Genomic DNA, 15,035 nt, shown 5'->3' with positions numbered 1-15,035 from the left:
CGCACAAACGGCGTCGAGTCCACGAGCGAACCATTGACCGTAGCGGAGTGATCCAGCTCAGGATAAAAATGCCATTCAATCCGGTCCCCGACCTTGCACGCATCCCTGACCAGCGCCTTTTGCCCAGGCACAAACACATCCTGATCCCGCCCCCCCGTACCGACAAAAACCGGAATATCCGTCTTCAACGTCGGATACGCCGACTCACGATAAACCTTGTCGAGCGCCTCTTTCGGCGACCGCTTGAAACTGTCATTGAAGCTGAGCCCATCAGCCATCACCCGCTGCTCAATGGCATGCAAACAATCCCGCTGGCTGCTCTCAAACGCAGGCACTGCACGCTCGCTCAAGTAATCCGCAGCCACAAACCCAGGATCAAACAACGTGACAGTACTCAGCCGCAGCAAGTTATAGGCAAAGGTCGGCACCACCGAACTGCGGGCCTTTTCCAACTCGGCACCGTCTCCCGTTTTATGGGCAGCCGCGTAAGGCGTACCGGTCGCCACCACCCCCACGATATCCAACTCGGGCGCATAGTCTTTCGCATAGACCGCCGTGGCAAACGCAGCACGGCCACCCTGTGACTGCCCAAACACCACCACACGTTTGGAGAGTTCGAAACCACCCGCCCCTACCGCGCGAATGCTGTCGAGCACCCCATAGGCCAGCGGACTGGTCAGCCCATACGGATGCAGGCCAGGCGTCCCAAGCCCCTGGTAATCGGTAGCGACAATCGCGTAGCCCTGAGCCAGCCAATAATTGAGATAGCGCGTATCCCGAGGGCTGCGACCGGCGAACGACGGCGCGCAGATATCGGCACTCCCCACCGTGCCGTGGGCCCACGCCATCAGGGGCCAGCCACCCGGCGGCGGTGTGCCCTTGGGCAGGAACAGCGCACCGGAAACGACAATCCGTTTATGGGTATCGAGACCGTCGGTGGACGTGTACAGGATGCGAATATTCTGCCCCGCCTCGGCCAGGCTTTGCTGTTCGGTCAACGGCTCGCTGCGCAGCATCCGCCCGGGTGACGCGGGCACCTTGTCCGCCCAGGTATAGAACGCGGGAACACCACCATCACCGACGGGCGTTTGCGCAGCACTCACACCACTGCATCCCCCCAGCAACACCGCCAACGCAAGCGATAACCGACGCGACATCACCAGCCCTCTTTCAACATCCGCAATTCAAGGTACTGCAACAACATGATGGTCTTGCCGTCGACGATCTCGGCACTGTCCACCATACCCAGGGCCTCCTCGAATCCCAACTCCAGCACTTCGATATCCTCACCTTCATCCTCCAGCCCGCCGCCATCACTGACTCGGTCGCCAGGCTGATATTCGCCGATGAAAAAGTGAATGCGCTCGGTCACCGAGCCCGGGCTCATGAAGGCCGAATAGATCTTTTCTACATGGCCCACACGGTAGCCCGTCTCTTCTTCCGCCTCCAGGCGAATGCGTTCCTCGGGGCTGGCGTTGTCCAGCAGGCCGGCGGCAGACTCGATCAGGTAACCGTGGTAGCCGTTAACGTAGGTAGGCATGCGGAACTGGCGAATCAGCAACACCGTGCGCCGCTCGCGGTTGTACAGCAGGATCGTCGCGCCATTGCCCCGGTCATAGATCTCGCGGGTCTGGGACTGCCAACTGCCGTCGCGGCGGCGCAGGTCAAAGGTGTACTTTTTCAGCACATACCAATTATCCGAGAGCAGTTCTTCGGCGTGGATGCGGACGGGACTGTTTTCCATGGCAGGACCTTTTTGTCTTGTGTTATTCAGCATGTCGTGCAAAATCGTGCACAGTCAAGAAAAAACGTGCAGGAAGCTTCCGATGCTGACCCAACAACGTAAACAACACCTGCTGGATACGCTGCACCGCGACGGCCGGCTGATTGCCAAGGAGTTGAGCCAGGCACTGGAGGTTTCCGAGGACACGATACGGCGTGACCTGCGGGAAATGGCCAAGGAAGGTTTGCTGCTGCGGGTGCACGGCGGCGCCTTGCCGGCATCCCCCGCGATGGCTGATTTTTCGGTTCGGGAACACTTGGTACCGGAGGAAAAAATCGCCATTGGCCGGACGGCTGCGCAACTTGTGCAGCCCGGCCAGGTGGTGTTTATCGATGGCGGTACCACGTGCCTGCAACTGGCCCATCACTTGCCGGCGGAACTGAATGCCACCGTGGTCACCCACAGCCCGTCGATTGCCATGGCCCTGGTGGATCATCCGCAGATTGAAGTGATCATGCTCGGCGGGCGGCTGTTTCGCCACTCACTGGTGGGGGTGGGGGCGGCCACGCTGGAGGCCATCGGCCGGGTCAATGCCGACCTGTATTTCATGGGGGTGTGCAGCGTGCACCCGAATGCCGGCCTGTCTACCGGCGATTATGAAGAGGCAGTGGTCAAGCGCGCGTTGTGTCACGCGGCCGCAGAAACCATCGTGCTGGCCACCTCGGAAAAGCTTAACACCGCGTCGCCCTACCAAGTGGTGGAGCTGACACACGTCAGCGCGATCGTCGCATTGGCCAGTACGCCGCGAGCCCTGCTGCAACCCTACGAAGCTCAGGGCCTGACGCTTTACCTGGCGTGACCGTCAACAGTCCTTGATGGCTTGCCATGACGCGGCGACTTGCGCAGCGTCCGAGGCGTTGACCCGCGCCAGGTCAACCGGATACTCGACCCCCGGATTTTCCGCGAACCGCGTGGCGGTGAACTGGCCGTTGCTGGCACGCAGGATATAGCCGCTGTCCTGGCACGCAGCCGAAGCCAGGAAGATCACCCCAGGCGTGACCCATTCCGGCTTGAGGTTGTGCGGCTCGCCGGTCACGCCCCACATGCGGGTCTTGGCCACGGGTGAGATGGCATTGACCAGGATCCCGGCCTCCGCCCCTTCCCCGCTCAAGGCATTCATGATCCCCAGTTGCGCCATCTTCCCCGCGCTGTAGGCCGCCAGGCCCGGCTGGACGTAGCGCGTATACATCGCACGGTCGGAGGTGGTCAGCACAATGCGGGGTGCGGCAGATCGCGTGAGGTGCTGCCACGCGTGTTTGCACAGCCAGATCGGTGCATAGACATTGACGTCCATGGCCCGCCGGATGAAAGCCTCGTCGGCGGCCTCGATGGGCTGATAGCCGACCCAGCCAGCATTGTGGATCAGGATATCGAGCTGCCCGAAATGCGTGATGGCGCACTCGATCAGCGCTCGACACCCCGCTTCGCCGGACAGGTCACCCGCGTGGCCAACCACCCGCAGGCCTTCACCCTGCAGCGCCAGCGCGGCCGCCTGTACCACCTGGGGATCAGCCCCATCGCCGAGGGTGTCGGCACCGATATCACTGATTACCACCTGCGCGCCGAGTCGCGCCAACTCGCGCGCATAGCTGAACCCCAAGCCACGGGCGGCACCGGTCACGATTGCGGTTTTACCTGTAAAGTCCATCGTCGCGTTCTCCTGATAGGCACTCCACCCTAACAACCCGTGGCCGTCCTGTTTAATACTGAAAAACAGCGATATTGATACCTGCGTCGTATCAAGCCCCACACCGCCATCTACCTGAAGGAACAGCCCAGATGATCGAAACCCGCCTGTTGCGCCAGTTCGTTGCCGTTGCCGAAGCGCTGCACTTTCACCAGGCTGCGGAGCGCCTGCATATGGCGCAGCCAGCGTTGAGCCAGGCGATCAATCGCCTGGAGGCAAAGTTGGGGTTTGCCCTGCTGCAGCGTGACCGTCGTGGCGTGAAGCTGCTGCCAGCCGGGGCGGCGTTTCTTCAGACGGCCTACACCGTCCTCGGGCAATTGCAGCAAGGCATTGAGCAAGCCCGGCAGGTGTCCCAGGGAACCGCCGGCACGCTCACCATCACCTCGGTGTCGATCACCGGCTATCCGTGGTTGCTGGATACCCTCAGGCAGTTTCGCCTGGCGTTCCCCAGGGTTCAGTTGGTGATCAAGGAAATGCCCTCTGCCAACCAGGCCAAGGCCTTGTTGAGTGGTGATACCGATATCGCTTTTTTGCGCTATCTGCCAGGCCAGGCAGATAACATCGAATCCCGGCTGCTGCTGGATGAACCGATCCTGCTGGCGCTGCCCGCAGACCATCCGAATGCGGAGGACGCCGCTATCGAGCTGAAGGACTTTGCCGGCGCCGATTTTGTGTTCACGCCCCAGGCATTGGGCAGTGGCTATCACCACCAGTTGATCGCTTTATGCGAGGCCGCGGGCTTCTCTCCAAGGGTGGTCCAGGAAGCCGATCAATTACCCACCCTGATTGGCCTGGTGGCGTGCGGGTTTGGTGTGACGCTGGTGCCGCAGTCCATTGCCCGTTCGATGCCCCGTGACAAGGTGGCGTTTGTGCCCCTCACCGCCGCGTCCTCCAGCATCGGGCTCTACCTCAACTGGAACACCAGCCATTCTTCCCCCTTGGCCGGGCACTTCTTTTCTCTGCTGGACGAGGCGATGTAATACTTTGCAAGCAATGTCCGGTGACGACCGTCTGAATATTTCCTGCGCGGCCAGGGCATCTGTTAAAACCCGTGCTTCGCCTGTGTCCTGGAACCTTCATGTCTTCACGTTTTCTGTCCCGTCTCGGCCTGCGCTGGTTTCCCTTGCTATGCATGGCCGCCCTGATCATCGGCCTGCCCGTGGGTTGCGCCGTGCTGCAACACAAGGAACGCGAGTTGCTGTTTCGCGTGGAGCCAGGCACTGCCAGCTGGTACAGCGGGTTGCCGCGTGATGTGCAGGAATTCGACCTGAAACCCGCGAGTTTCAAGGCAGGGCAGAATATTCATGGCTGGTGGTGGCCAGCGGCACAGAAGGACGCGCCGGCAATTCTCTACCTGCACGGCGTGCGCTGGAACCTCACTGGCCAACTGTTTCGCATCGAACAGCTACGGGCCCTGGGCTTTTCCGTACTGGCCATCGACTACCGCGGCTTCGGCCAGAGTCGAGGCGACCTGCCGTCGGAAACCAGCGTGTACGAAGACGCGCGCATTGCCTGGGAACGCTTCCAGGTGCTGCAACCCGATCCTGCCAAGCGCCTCATCTACGGGCACTCCCTGGGTGGCGCGGTGGCCATCGACCTCGCGGTGGAACTGGGCAAGCAGGCAGCGGACAATCAGGTGCCGCCGCCAGTGCGCGGACTGGTCATCGAGTCCACCTTTACCTCCCTGGCAGATGTGGCCACGGCAGTAGCCAATACGTCATTGCCGGTGCGCTGGCTGCTGTCGCAGAAGTTCGATTCCATTGACAAGATCGCTGATATCCACATGCCGCTGCTGGTGGTTCACGGGCTCGCCGATGCCTTCGTGCCACCGCGCTTCAGCCAGCAACTGTTTGACGCCGCCCAACAGCCGAAACACCTGTTGCTGGTACCCGGTGCCACTCATAACGACAGCATGCGACTGGCCGGCAGCAGTTATCGCCAGGCGTTGGACAGCCTGATGCAATCGAAGCGCGCCACTCAGGTTGCCGGGCCCTCCACCGGGCGCCCAAACGACTCGTAAATCTGCATTTCGGCACCGGTTTCGCCGGTGCCTGTCAAGGCGCAAAGCCTGCCCATACTGGCCATAAACAGTGACTGATCAAATATTAACCGCAGGTTAAATCGCCATACCCGCCGGGCTCAAGCGAAGTTATCCACAGAGATACCCACGGTTTTCGTGGACAACTCTTTTTACTTTTTTACGATTTTTTTGCTCAGTAATGCCCTGCTGGAAAGCTTCGCGGCAGCAAAATCTCCTGCATCACCTCGCGAATCGAAACATGGGGTTCGGTACCGGACCGGGTGTGGTTTTTCCATGGTGCTCAGCTCACTCGGCAGGGCATCACCGACAGCCCAACCCATTGCGTTTGCGCCTAATGCTGATTAATCTCGCATAAACACGCATCAACGAGCAAAAACATGCATAACACCCATGCTGCCATCGACCTGCCCTCCCTGCGCAAACAGAAAATCCTGTTGCTGCTGGAGCGCGACGGTAAAGTCACTGCCTCGGAGTTGGTGGAGCATTTCGCCGTTTCCCAGGACACCATTCGCCGCGACCTTGGCGAACTCGCCTCCGCCGGTCTGCTGCAACGCGTGCATGGAGGTGCGCTGCCACGGCCCAAGGACACCGGCAAGGATTTCTTCACCCGGTTTGGCGAAACCACCGCGACCAAACGCCACCTGGCGCAACTCGCCGCCGATCGCGTGGAGGACGGCCAGATCGTGCTGTTCGACTCCGGTACCACCACCCTGCAAATCGCCCAGTCACTACCGCATTCCATCAAGCTGACCGCCGTCACGCACTCACCGATGATTGCCATCGCGTTGTCCGAACATCCCAATGTGACGGTGATCCTTGCCGGTGGCCAACTCAACCCGGTGACCATGGCCGCCAGCGGGCATGAAGCATTGCGGCTGATCCAGGGCATCAAGGCCGACCTGCTGTTCACGGGCGTGTGCGCACTGCATCCACAGGTCGGTATCAGCTCGTTGCACTTCGAGGAAGTGGCGGTGAAACAGGCTATGCTCGACAGCGCCTCCCACGTGGTGGCAGTCACCCTGGCCGACAAGCTGGGCGCCGTGGAGCCATTCGTAGTGGCACCGTGCAGCCGCATTCATACCCTGATTACCGAGTGGCACGTGCCGCCGGGCAGCGTCGAGGCTTATGAATGCCTGGGGCTGGAGGTGATGCAAGTGGATGCCTGAGGGGCAAGCATCGCTTGAAGGGCAAGCGCATCGACCAGCGCATGACCGCTGGCCGTATTATCGAAAATACACCAGGTCGGAATGCCCTCCTCCAGGGAGGCTCTCAATACCTCGGCCAGCGCGCACAAACGCTCGGTTTCGTAAGCGCTGTGATAGATACGCGGCGAACCATGCAGGCGCCAATAACGCACACCTTGCCAGCCTTTCGGTGCATCCCCATCAGCGATCACCGGCGGGTCGGCGGCGACCCGTCCTATCTGGTAATCCCGCAATAGCCCGTCGGCCTGCGCCCAACTGGCGTGCCGCGGCTCAAGCACCACAGGGCCAGCGAAGCGTTGACGCAAGGCTGTGAAAAAGCCGCCGGCAATGATCGGGTCGTAGCTTAAAGAAGGCGGCAATTGCACCAGCAGGCAGCCCAGGCGGTCGCCCAATTGCAGGCACTGTGCAAGGAACTCATCCAATGCCGTATCGCAGTCACGCAGACGTAATTCATGGGTGATGTGCCGTGGCACCTTGACCGAAAAACCAAAGCCCGACGGCACTGACTGCGCCCATCGTGCGTAGGTCTGCGGGCGATGGGGGCGGTAGAAGGAACTGTTGATTTCAACCGCATTCAAGCACGCGGCATAACGTTGCAGATGAGTGCCCTGCCGGGGAAATCTTGGCCATTGCTCACGAGGCAAGCTCCAACCTGCACAACCGAGAAAAATCGGCATCAGAACAACACCGACGCCGCATCCCTCATGAAAATCTCCACCGTCTTCGGCCCGACGCCCTCGAACGCATTCAAGCGTTTTTCAAACTCCCCACGGTCGGCACTGGCATCGTGGATATGGCTGATCCTGCCCGCGTACTCCGCATTCAACTTGCTGCTGAGGTCGAGCAGGCGTTGCGCGGTGCTTTCGTCGTAACGCACGTAATGCGCCTCACCGAGCATGGCCACCAGTTCGCGGGAGGTGCAGTGTTGCAGTTTGCGCGGGGTGTCCCGGCCATGCTTCACCACAATCACCTGATAGGCCTGCGCCGCGATCTGCGCCTGAATGCGCTTGCCCATCAGGAAGCTGGCGACAAACCACTTGAACAGTGCGTTGTCATCACCGGGCTTGAGCTCAATACCCAGTTCCCCGGCGCTGATGGATCGCCCCATGACTGCCTCCGTTCTTCACTGACCCAGCTTGCGCTCGGCCTTGGCGGCTTGCTCGTTGATCTGCTCGGTTTGCCGTTGTGTGTCCTTGATGGACGTCGGCGTGATCACCTTATCGATGGTTTCTGTCTTGGGATTGGGACGTTGTAAAGAGCTGTCCTGGTCGGCAGCCTGGCGACCTTTCTGCGCCTGTTCAGAGCTGATCGCATCAGGGGTTTTGTCGGCGGTTTTTTCAGTGCCCATGGGGATTCTCCTGCGGTTCAAAGGTCAGGCTCCAGCGCGGAGCCGTTATGCAGCAGAGCCCAAGGTTTTTCGATAGTTCAAGGAAATTGCCTCGGGTGCATGCGCCGAAAAATGGGGCAAATTAATTTAAACCTTTTGCGCTGCCCCCCCTCAACAGTCAGGTAACGGCATCGCGCCACTCTTCAGGAGAAGCATCATGAAGCACTTGCTGATGAAACAAATGGGACTGACCTTCGCGCTGGCCGCGGGCTCGATGGGTGTGGCCATGGCCGCCACTTCCAATGACTTCGTTGACGCCGCAGCCCAGGGCGGCATCACCGAAGTAGAAGCCGGCAAACTGGCGCTGGAAAAGAGCGGTGCCGCTGATATCAAGGCGTTTGCCCAACACATGATCACCGACCACACCAAGGCCAACCAGGAGCTGACGGCCCTGGCGACGAAGCTCGACATCAAGGTGCCCGACGATGCCAGCCTCACCGACAAGGCCAAGAAAATGATCCTGGAAATCCGTGAAGAGTCCTTTGACAAGGCTTACGCCGACAACCAGGTAAAGGCCCACGAAGACACCGTGGCCCTGTTCAAAAAAGAAGCCGCCTCCTCGGATAACGCCGAACTGAAGGCCTTTGCCGAGAAGACCCTGCCGACTCTCGAAACCCATCTGAAGATGGCCAAGGAGTTGCAGTCCCAGCACGCCAATTAATCATTGACCCACTCAGGAGACACTCGACCATGAGTTCGCAACTGCACGGCAAGAAGATTCTGATCATCACCTCCAACACCGGTATCGAGCGCGACGAGTTGCTCAAGCCGCTGGAAGCCCTGCGTGGTTTCGGCGCCACGGTGACCCACGGCTCCAGCAAAGGTGGCAGCACCCAGACCTTTCTCAAGGACACCGAGAAAGACAGGACGGTAGAGTCCGACGCCAAGCTCTCGGACCTGCACGGCAGTGACTTCGATGCACTGGTCATCCCCGGGGGCACCGTCAATGCCGACACCCTGCGCCAGGACGCCGATGCACTGCGGCTGATCAACGACTTCGTCAAGGCCGGGAAAACCGTAGCAGCCATCTGCCATGGCCCTTGGGCCCTGATTGATGCCGGCGTGATCGGCGGCAAGACCCTCACCTCCTACAAAAGCGTGCGCACTGACCTGGTCAATGCCGGCGCAACAAACTGGGTGGATACGCAGGTGAAGGAATGCCCGGCCAATGGCTGGACCCTGATTACCTCGCGCACGCCCGACGACTTGCCGGCGTTCAATGAGGCCATTGCCAAGACACTGGCGGCTTGACGCCCGCCAATGCAAACAGGCGCCCTCGGGCGCCTGTTTTTTTTCGATTCTGTCTTAGCCTTTGCCATGCTCAGTGGCATGTGTCGCCCGGTTCACACCCTTGGGTCCAAACAGCGCCCAGAGGATCAGCCCCAACAGCGGCATGAAGATCAGTACCACCAGCCATAAACCCTTGGTCTCCCAGCCACTGCCACTGCGCAGAACGCTGTTGATCGCCCACAGTTCCAGCAGTACCAGAATCACCGCCAAGCCAATCCAGACATATTCGATTTGCATGATTCATCCTCCTGAGGTCGTATGCGTTAGGTCAAGCAACGCGCCCGAGGGTTCATTAAAATTGCAACGGATGGCTCTCGCCCGACGGTTGCGGCACACGGGCCGTAACCTTCTAGACTCAAATGGACACTACCTTTTACCCCTCGGAGGCCCGGGATGACCGAGCACATCATCCACTTTCACTGCCAGATCGATCAGGGCACCACCGAGCGCTTTCGGGATTGCTGCCTGGACGCCATCGATCAAGGCGCCAGTTCGTTGCTGTTGAACCTGTCGACCACCGGCGGCAGCACCAATTTCGGTTTTACCCTCTACACCTTCCTCAAGTCCCTGCCGGTGCCGCTGTGTGCGATCAATGCGGGCAATATCGAGTCCATGGGCATCATCATGTTCCTGGCGGCAAACCGCCGGATCACCACGCCACACTCGCGCTTCCTGATCCATCCGATGAACTGGTATTTCAACCAGAACTCGGTAGACCACCAGCGCCTGCGGGAATACCTGTCGAGCCTGGACAACGACCTGGCGCGCTACGTGAAAATCTACGAACTGGAAACCGCCAGCGCCGAAACCCACCTGGATATTTTCAAGTGCCTCTCGGCCGAGGAAAAAGTCATCGCCGCCCACGAGTCACTGGCCTACGGGATTGCCCATGAGGTCGAGCAGATCGTGTTTGCCGACGACATCAAGCACTGGAAAGTCAGCGGCGGCTAGGCATGGTTTAATGCATGCCAGCCGCCACTGGACCGTGCAACCTGCACGACCAGCGTCGATATTTATTCGATATAAACTATTGATTTATAAGCCAATAAATATTCCGTTCAACTTGGTACAACTCATGCTGTAGAGGTCTGCACAGGCGGGCAATTCGACCCGCCCTTTCGCTACCCGTGAGGTGTCACCCATGAATGCCATTGATCTTCTCAAGGCCGACCACGAACGCGTCAAAGCCATCCTGAATCAACTCAGTGAATCGACCGAGCGCGGCGTAAAGAAGCGCACTGAGCTCCTGGCCAAGCTGGAAATGGAAATCAGCCTCCACACCCGCCTTGAGGAAGAAATCCTCTACCCGGCTTTTCGCAAGGCCGGCGGCAAGGATCAGGAAATCATGTACCACGAGGCCAAGGAAGAACATCGCACTGTCGACTCCCTCGTCCTTCCGGACCTGAAGCAGACTTCGCCCTCCACCACCGAGTTTTCCGGCCGGGTGAAAGTCGTCAAGGAACTGTTGGAACACCACATCGAGGAAGAAGAAAGCGAGATGTTCCCGCAGGCCAGGAAGCTGCTGGGCAAGGCCTTGCTGGAAGAGCTGGGCGCGGAGATGGAAGCGATGAAAGCCGCGCACAAGAAAGCACCCGGCGCGAAGCCAATGGCGGCTTGATGTCCATTCGTCGCATGCCTGGAAACTATTTCAAACTTTGAATTGGCTGGAGGATTCCCAATTAGGCAACACCATTGATTCGCTCATCATTGAGGGTTTTCAAAATGGCAAATAGTGGAAAAACTACCCCAGGTGCTGGTCACAAAGACCAGAAAGACCCAAACCGTAAAAGCGGCGGCCAGGGTTCAGGCGGCAACTTCGCCAATGACCGCGAGAAGGCTTCTGAAGCGGGCAAAAAAGGCGGGGCTCATAGCCACGCCCCAGGCTCCAGGAAGTCTTGATTGAGGCGTCGCCGAAGCCTGGATGTGCTCCGGGCTTCGGTCCCCATCGCCAAGAGGGATTGAGTCATGAAGACCAGCATTTCCCAAAGGATCGTACTTGTCGCCAGCCTGGCGCTCGTTCTGTATGCCCCCGCCTACGCAGCCTTCGGCGACAACACCGCCCCCGAGGTGCCCGCCCTGAGCGGCAACAGCGCTCCTGGCTCGGCACTGCCGCCCGGCACCTATCCCAGCAGCCCGTCCGGGGCTGACAGCAGTGGCAACAAGGACGCTGAAACGAAAGCACCTGCACCGTCTAAAACCGTGAAGAGCACGCGCCATAAAGGCACCTCGACCCAGCATCCCGGTACCAAGACCGGCAAAAAGGCCGTGCCAGAATCGGGCAGTTGACCGATTAGTTCTCGCTGGGGCCGCCGATAAAGTCCAGGCGCAGGTTCATCCACTGCCGAACGATTTCCCGGGCTGCTTGCCTGGCATCAGCAGCAGAGAAGCCGCGCTCGCGTTGCAGCCAGTCACTCGTCGCTTGCCGTGCGGGCTCAATGGCGGCCAGCGCTTGCTGGCGTTGCCTGGCAGGCCACTGTTTATCCGCGCCCCAGTTGCGCAGGGCTGATTCCGGGTCCTGGGACTGCGCTGCGGTGCCTGGCTGGAGAAACAGCCGAGGCGAAGCGGTGGCCTTGAGGGAAAGCGTGTTCCAGTCGGCGTAGCTGGCAAAGCGGATGGTGCCTTCGTTCTGCGATGCAGTGGACAAAGGCGCGGTAAACGAATCGTCCAGCCGCTTCCAGGCCGGCTGTGCAAACAGATCACCCTGTGGGGCACAAATCGGCGCAAAGCTGTCGCGGGTGGAGCCGTACAACGACCCGAACGACTCATACCCGACCTCACCCTGCCGGCTGAAAACGAAACAGTGCACATACGGGCGTTGGTCGGCGTACATCTCATACTGTTGGCGCTCGATCATCATGCGCAGCAAGGTCAACATCACCCGGTCACGGCTGACAGCAGGATCATTCTGCAGGTCCTGCCAGATCGACCAGGGAAAACTGTCTTCCTTGAGTGCTATGAGAACCTGCTTGCGATTCTCCTCGGCCTCATTCTCCGTAACGCCACTGTCAGGTTCAAAACGCTGCAGGTAGACCAGCCAGGCGGCGGCCAGATCGTTCATCGGGTAGCGCCGAAGCCCTTCAGCTGCCTGGGCCGGATGGTACGGAATACTGGCAATGATTGCGTCAAGGGCTGCGGTGTCTTTGTGAGTGATGGTTCCCACCTCGACCACTCTCTGGCTCAGTTGGGATTGCAGGCAGCCGGGCAATTGTTCGGGGGTACCGGCACACGCGTTGCGAGTCTGCAACCACGTGCGCTGGCCACGGCGCAATTCGTCGCGCTGGTCGGGTGCCAGTTTGGCCATTGCCTGGCTGTAGTACAGGCCCAGCGTAGTGTCGAGTTCGCTTAATTCAGGGCTGGCGCAAATGGCCTTTTCCACCGTGGTGGAGGCCTTTTTACAATCGAAGGACGCGCCACTGGCAGGCATCCCCGCGCCCATCAGCACGCCAGTGAGCAACAACATTGGGTAGGCAGAATGAATACGGCGGGCCATGGCTTTCCTTGGGTGAGTTCCTTTCAAGGCGCTCATTGTGCCGACGCGATTGCCAATGTCCAGTCTGTCGGCACTGTCCTACGAAGCACTCGCCATGGAAGGGCGATCACTTGCCAGTTCACGTTCAATCTGTTCGATGCTGGGCAGGCTGGTTTGCAGCTCTGCCGGCAGGGATTCCACCAGCTGATACTCGGCAACCCCAATAGGACGGGAGCTGTCACGCAGAGCGTATTCGGCCACTACTTCGTTCTTGCTCTTGCACAGCAGCAGGCCGATGGTGGGGCTGTCCTGCGGGTGCTTGAGCTGGGCGTCTACCGCAGCGAGGTAAAAGCCCAACTGCCCCAGATGATCGGGTTTGAATTTACCGGCCTTGAGTTCGATCACCACGTAGCACCTCAGCTTGAGGTGATAAAACAGCAGGTCGACGAAAAACTCCTCGCCCCCTACGTCCAGCAATACTTGCCGTCCCACGAAGGCAAAACCGGCGCCCAGCTCCAGCAGAAAATCGGTGACATGTTTGACCAGGGCGTTTTCGATTTCACGCTCCTGCGCGTCAAGGGACAGGCCCAGGAAGTCGAAACGGTAAGGATCTTTAAGTGATTCGCGAGCCAGGTCGGATTGCGCCTTGGGCAGCAGTCCGTCAAAGTTGCTGACCGCGTTGCCGCTGCGTTCCAGCAGGCGACCTTCGATTTGCATCACCAGGATGTTGCGCGACCAGTTGTGTTCGATGGCCTGTGCAATGTACCAGCGACGGGTTTCGGGGCCGGGCAACCTGTCCAGCAACACCAGATTATGGCCCCAAGGCAATTGTGCAGCAGCCTGTTGCACAAATTCGGAATCCGGCCACGCCTCCGCAAATGCACGCATGTACTTCAGGTTACGCGGCGAAAAACCTTTCATCTCCGGAAACGCTGAACGCAAATCCTGCGCCAGCCGCTCAATCACCTTGGTCCCCCAGCCCTGCCGTGCCTGCCGGGTCAGAATATCCTGGCCGATTTGCCAATACAGCAACACCAACTCGCGGTTTACCGCCAGGGTGGCACGTTGCTGGGCGCAGTGGATTCGACTCTTGAGATCAGTCAGCCAGTCGCTGTATCCCTCGGGTGGTGTGTTCAGGCTATCGGGGGTCTCACTCATTCCTTTTCCCTCGTGGGTTGGGCAGGCGGCCGATAGTAGCGAGGGAAAAATGCGTAATGGGCCAGCAGAATGCTTTCGATACAAATCAACTGGAACCGTACCTTCAGGCGCATCAAGGGGTGCCTCAACATGCGTGCTGTGGTCAAATGAGCCGGTCACTTCCATGGTTATTCCCGATCTATGAACGCCACACCCACCGACGACAGCCAGGCATCCACCGGGGACCGCATCCTGTTCCTGCTCAAGACCCGTGGCCCGCTGAAAACCACGGACCTGGCTGCACTGCTGGAAATCACCTCCGAAGCCGCCCGCCAGCAAATCCAGAAGTTGCAGGTCGCGCAGTTGATCGTCGGTGTATCGGCCCCCATCTCGGGTGCCGGCCGGCCCTCGTTGAAGTGGACATTGACCGAAACCGCCCAAAGCAAATTCCCCGATTCCCACAGCGTACTGACGTTGCACCTGATCGAGTCCATTGAAGGAATTTTTGGCAGCGAAGGCGTGGAAAAAGTCATCGCCAGCATGGAAGCGACGGCCAGGCACGAATACACCCAGGCCTGCTCCGCCGCGTCGACCTTGCGGGAGAAAGTCGAGATCCTGGTACAGATTCGCGAACGCGCCGGGTACATGGCGCAGATGGAGCCGCTGGACGATGGCTGGCTGCTGGTGGAGAACCACTGCCCGATCTGCGTCGCCGCCCGTAAATGCCAGGGGTTCTGCCGCTCGGAACTGCAGATCTTCCAGGCAGCCCTGGGCGATGAGAATGTGGTGGAGCGGCGCGAGCATTTGATTTCCGGGGACCGGCGCTGCGCCTACAGCATCCAGCCCCGCCGCCTGTAAGAAAGAGGCTGCGATGGGCTGCGCAGCAACCGCAATTCCAGCGCCGCAGTGTCCCGGATACACCAACGGTTCAGGATTCACGACCGCTGCGCAGTCCATCGCAGCCTAAGCCTCACGCCGTACTCAAGCCCATTGCAGGAAGGACAGATTCCGGTGTAGTGGCGCAATGCCCACCAAT

20 protein-coding genes are annotated in these 15,035 nt (G+C 59.6%); 11 read left to right on the top strand and 9 right to left on the bottom strand.

What is annotated here, in order from left to right; translation table 11 throughout:
- Together HX869_RS05565 and nudK are read right to left on the bottom strand one after the other, a co-directional pair.
- Window positions 1-1,157, bottom strand: a 1,157-nt coding sequence (locus HX869_RS05565; RefSeq protein WP_218646258.1) for a lipase family protein, incomplete at its 3' end; no start/stop codon positions are given.
- Entirely contained in the window at window positions 1,157-1,744 is a 588-nt protein-coding gene (gene nudK, locus HX869_RS05560; RefSeq protein WP_003207421.1) for a GDP-mannose pyrophosphatase NudK, read from the bottom strand. The genes HX869_RS05565 and nudK, both read right to left, overlap by 1 nt.
- Window positions 1,745-1,826: 82 nt before the next feature.
- Between nudK and HX869_RS05555 the strand changes: the two genes are divergently transcribed.
- Complete coding sequence (locus HX869_RS05555) at window positions 1,827-2,582, top strand: DeoR/GlpR family DNA-binding transcription regulator (RefSeq protein ID WP_087692407.1); 756 nt, start codon at window positions 1,827-1,829, stop codon at window positions 2,580-2,582.
- Between the two features lie 3 nt (window positions 2,583-2,585).
- On the opposite strand, the gene HX869_RS05550 is transcribed toward HX869_RS05555, so the two are convergent.
- Window positions 2,586-3,431, bottom strand: coding sequence for an SDR family NAD(P)-dependent oxidoreductase (locus tag HX869_RS05550; RefSeq protein WP_134326398.1), 846 nt, complete (start codon window positions 3,429-3,431; stop codon window positions 2,586-2,588).
- Between the two features lie 131 nt (window positions 3,432-3,562).
- On the opposite strand from HX869_RS05550, the gene HX869_RS05545 reads away from it, so the two are divergent.
- The 3 genes from HX869_RS05545 (at window position 3,563) to HX869_RS05535 (ending at window position 6,677) form a co-directional block, all read left to right on the top strand.
- Window positions 3,563-4,450, top strand: a complete 888-nt coding sequence (locus HX869_RS05545; RefSeq protein ID WP_178902844.1) for a LysR family transcriptional regulator — start codon at window positions 3,563-3,565, stop codon at window positions 4,448-4,450.
- Window positions 4,451-4,548: 98 nt separating this feature from the next.
- Complete coding sequence (locus HX869_RS05540) at window positions 4,549-5,490, top strand: alpha/beta hydrolase (protein WP_177008586.1); 942 nt, start codon at window positions 4,549-4,551, stop codon at window positions 5,488-5,490.
- A gap of 398 nt (window positions 5,491-5,888) precedes the next feature.
- Window positions 5,889-6,677: a DeoR/GlpR family DNA-binding transcription regulator gene (locus HX869_RS05535; protein WP_003207411.1), complete on the top strand. Its 789-nt coding sequence runs from the start codon at window positions 5,889-5,891 to the stop codon at window positions 6,675-6,677.
- Here HX869_RS05535 and HX869_RS05530 read toward each other — a convergent pair.
- The 3 genes from HX869_RS05530 to HX869_RS05520 are packed head-to-tail and all read right to left on the bottom strand — an operon-like array spanning window position 6,635 to window position 8,064.
- Window positions 6,635-7,393 (bottom strand): DUF72 domain-containing protein, encoded by a 759-nt coding sequence (locus HX869_RS05530; protein WP_178902843.1) that lies wholly within the window; start codon window positions 7,391-7,393, stop codon window positions 6,635-6,637. The two genes, HX869_RS05535 and HX869_RS05530, sit on opposite strands and share 43 nt — an antisense overlap.
- On the bottom strand, window positions 7,393-7,824 hold the full coding sequence (locus HX869_RS05525) for a hypothetical protein (RefSeq protein ID WP_003207407.1): 432 nt from the start codon (window positions 7,822-7,824) through the stop codon (window positions 7,393-7,395). Before HX869_RS05525 ends, HX869_RS05530 begins: the two co-directional genes overlap by 1 nt.
- 15 nt (window positions 7,825-7,839) lie before the next feature.
- Window positions 7,840-8,064 carry a hypothetical protein gene (locus HX869_RS05520; RefSeq protein WP_003207405.1) on the bottom strand — a complete coding sequence of 75 codons (225 nt, stop codon included), beginning with the start codon at window positions 8,062-8,064 and terminating at the stop codon, window positions 7,840-7,842.
- A 196-nt stretch (window positions 8,065-8,260) separates the two neighbouring features.
- Here HX869_RS05520 and HX869_RS05515 point away from each other — a divergent pair, with 196 nt between their 5' ends.
- Entirely contained in the window at window positions 8,261-8,764 is a 504-nt protein-coding gene (locus tag HX869_RS05515; RefSeq protein WP_003207404.1) for a DUF4142 domain-containing protein, read from the top strand.
- A gap of 29 nt (window positions 8,765-8,793) precedes the next feature.
- Complete coding sequence (locus HX869_RS05510) at window positions 8,794-9,354, top strand: type 1 glutamine amidotransferase domain-containing protein (RefSeq protein WP_178902842.1); 561 nt, start codon at window positions 8,794-8,796, stop codon at window positions 9,352-9,354.
- Window positions 9,355-9,408: 54 nt separating this feature from the next.
- On the opposite strand, the gene HX869_RS05505 is transcribed toward HX869_RS05510, so the two are convergent.
- Window positions 9,409-9,630, bottom strand: a complete 222-nt coding sequence (locus HX869_RS05505; RefSeq protein ID WP_003207401.1) for a PLD nuclease N-terminal domain-containing protein — start codon at window positions 9,628-9,630, stop codon at window positions 9,409-9,411.
- A gap of 156 nt (window positions 9,631-9,786) precedes the next feature.
- Between HX869_RS05505 and HX869_RS05500 the strand changes: the two genes are divergently transcribed.
- From HX869_RS05500 to HX869_RS05485, 4 genes are all read left to right on the top strand, one after another.
- Complete coding sequence (locus tag HX869_RS05500; protein WP_008435011.1) at window positions 9,787-10,344, top strand: ATP-dependent Clp protease proteolytic subunit; 558 nt, start codon at window positions 9,787-9,789, stop codon at window positions 10,342-10,344.
- Between the two features lie 190 nt (window positions 10,345-10,534).
- Window positions 10,535-11,011, top strand: a complete 477-nt coding sequence (locus HX869_RS05495; protein WP_008435010.1) for a hemerythrin domain-containing protein — start codon at window positions 10,535-10,537, stop codon at window positions 11,009-11,011.
- 104 nt (window positions 11,012-11,115) lie between these two features.
- Window positions 11,116-11,292 (top strand): KGG domain-containing protein, encoded by a 177-nt coding sequence (locus tag HX869_RS31780; RefSeq protein ID WP_177039985.1) that lies wholly within the window; start codon window positions 11,116-11,118, stop codon window positions 11,290-11,292.
- A gap of 66 nt (window positions 11,293-11,358) precedes the next feature.
- A complete protein-coding gene (locus HX869_RS05485) occupies window positions 11,359-11,679 on the top strand; it encodes a hypothetical protein (protein WP_178902841.1) in 321 nt (106 codons plus the stop codon).
- 4 nt (window positions 11,680-11,683) lie between these two features.
- Here the strand turns inward: HX869_RS05485 and HX869_RS05480 are convergent, their stop codons facing one another.
- Both HX869_RS05480 and HX869_RS05475 read right to left on the bottom strand, forming a co-directional pair.
- On the bottom strand, window positions 11,684-12,883 hold the full coding sequence (locus HX869_RS05480; protein WP_178902840.1) for a lysozyme inhibitor LprI family protein: 1,200 nt from the start codon (window positions 12,881-12,883) through the stop codon (window positions 11,684-11,686).
- Between the two features lie 78 nt (window positions 12,884-12,961).
- On the bottom strand, window positions 12,962-14,020 hold the full coding sequence (locus HX869_RS05475) for a YhcG family protein (RefSeq protein ID WP_087692415.1): 1,059 nt from the start codon (window positions 14,018-14,020) through the stop codon (window positions 12,962-12,964).
- Between the two features lie 180 nt (window positions 14,021-14,200).
- On the opposite strand from HX869_RS05475, the gene HX869_RS05470 reads away from it, so the two are divergent.
- Window positions 14,201-14,857 (top strand): metalloregulator ArsR/SmtB family transcription factor, encoded by a 657-nt coding sequence (locus HX869_RS05470; RefSeq protein WP_003207391.1) that lies wholly within the window; start codon window positions 14,201-14,203, stop codon window positions 14,855-14,857.
- Window positions 14,858-15,035 lie beyond the last annotated feature (178 nt).

It is taken from the genome of Pseudomonas sp. P7779 (assembly GCF_013386315.1).
In the GTDB taxonomy this organism is placed as follows: domain Bacteria; phylum Pseudomonadota; class Gammaproteobacteria; order Pseudomonadales; family Pseudomonadaceae; genus Aquipseudomonas.
The sequence above is the reverse complement of the archived record's forward strand: the minus strand, read 5'-3'. Positions and strand labels throughout refer to the sequence as shown.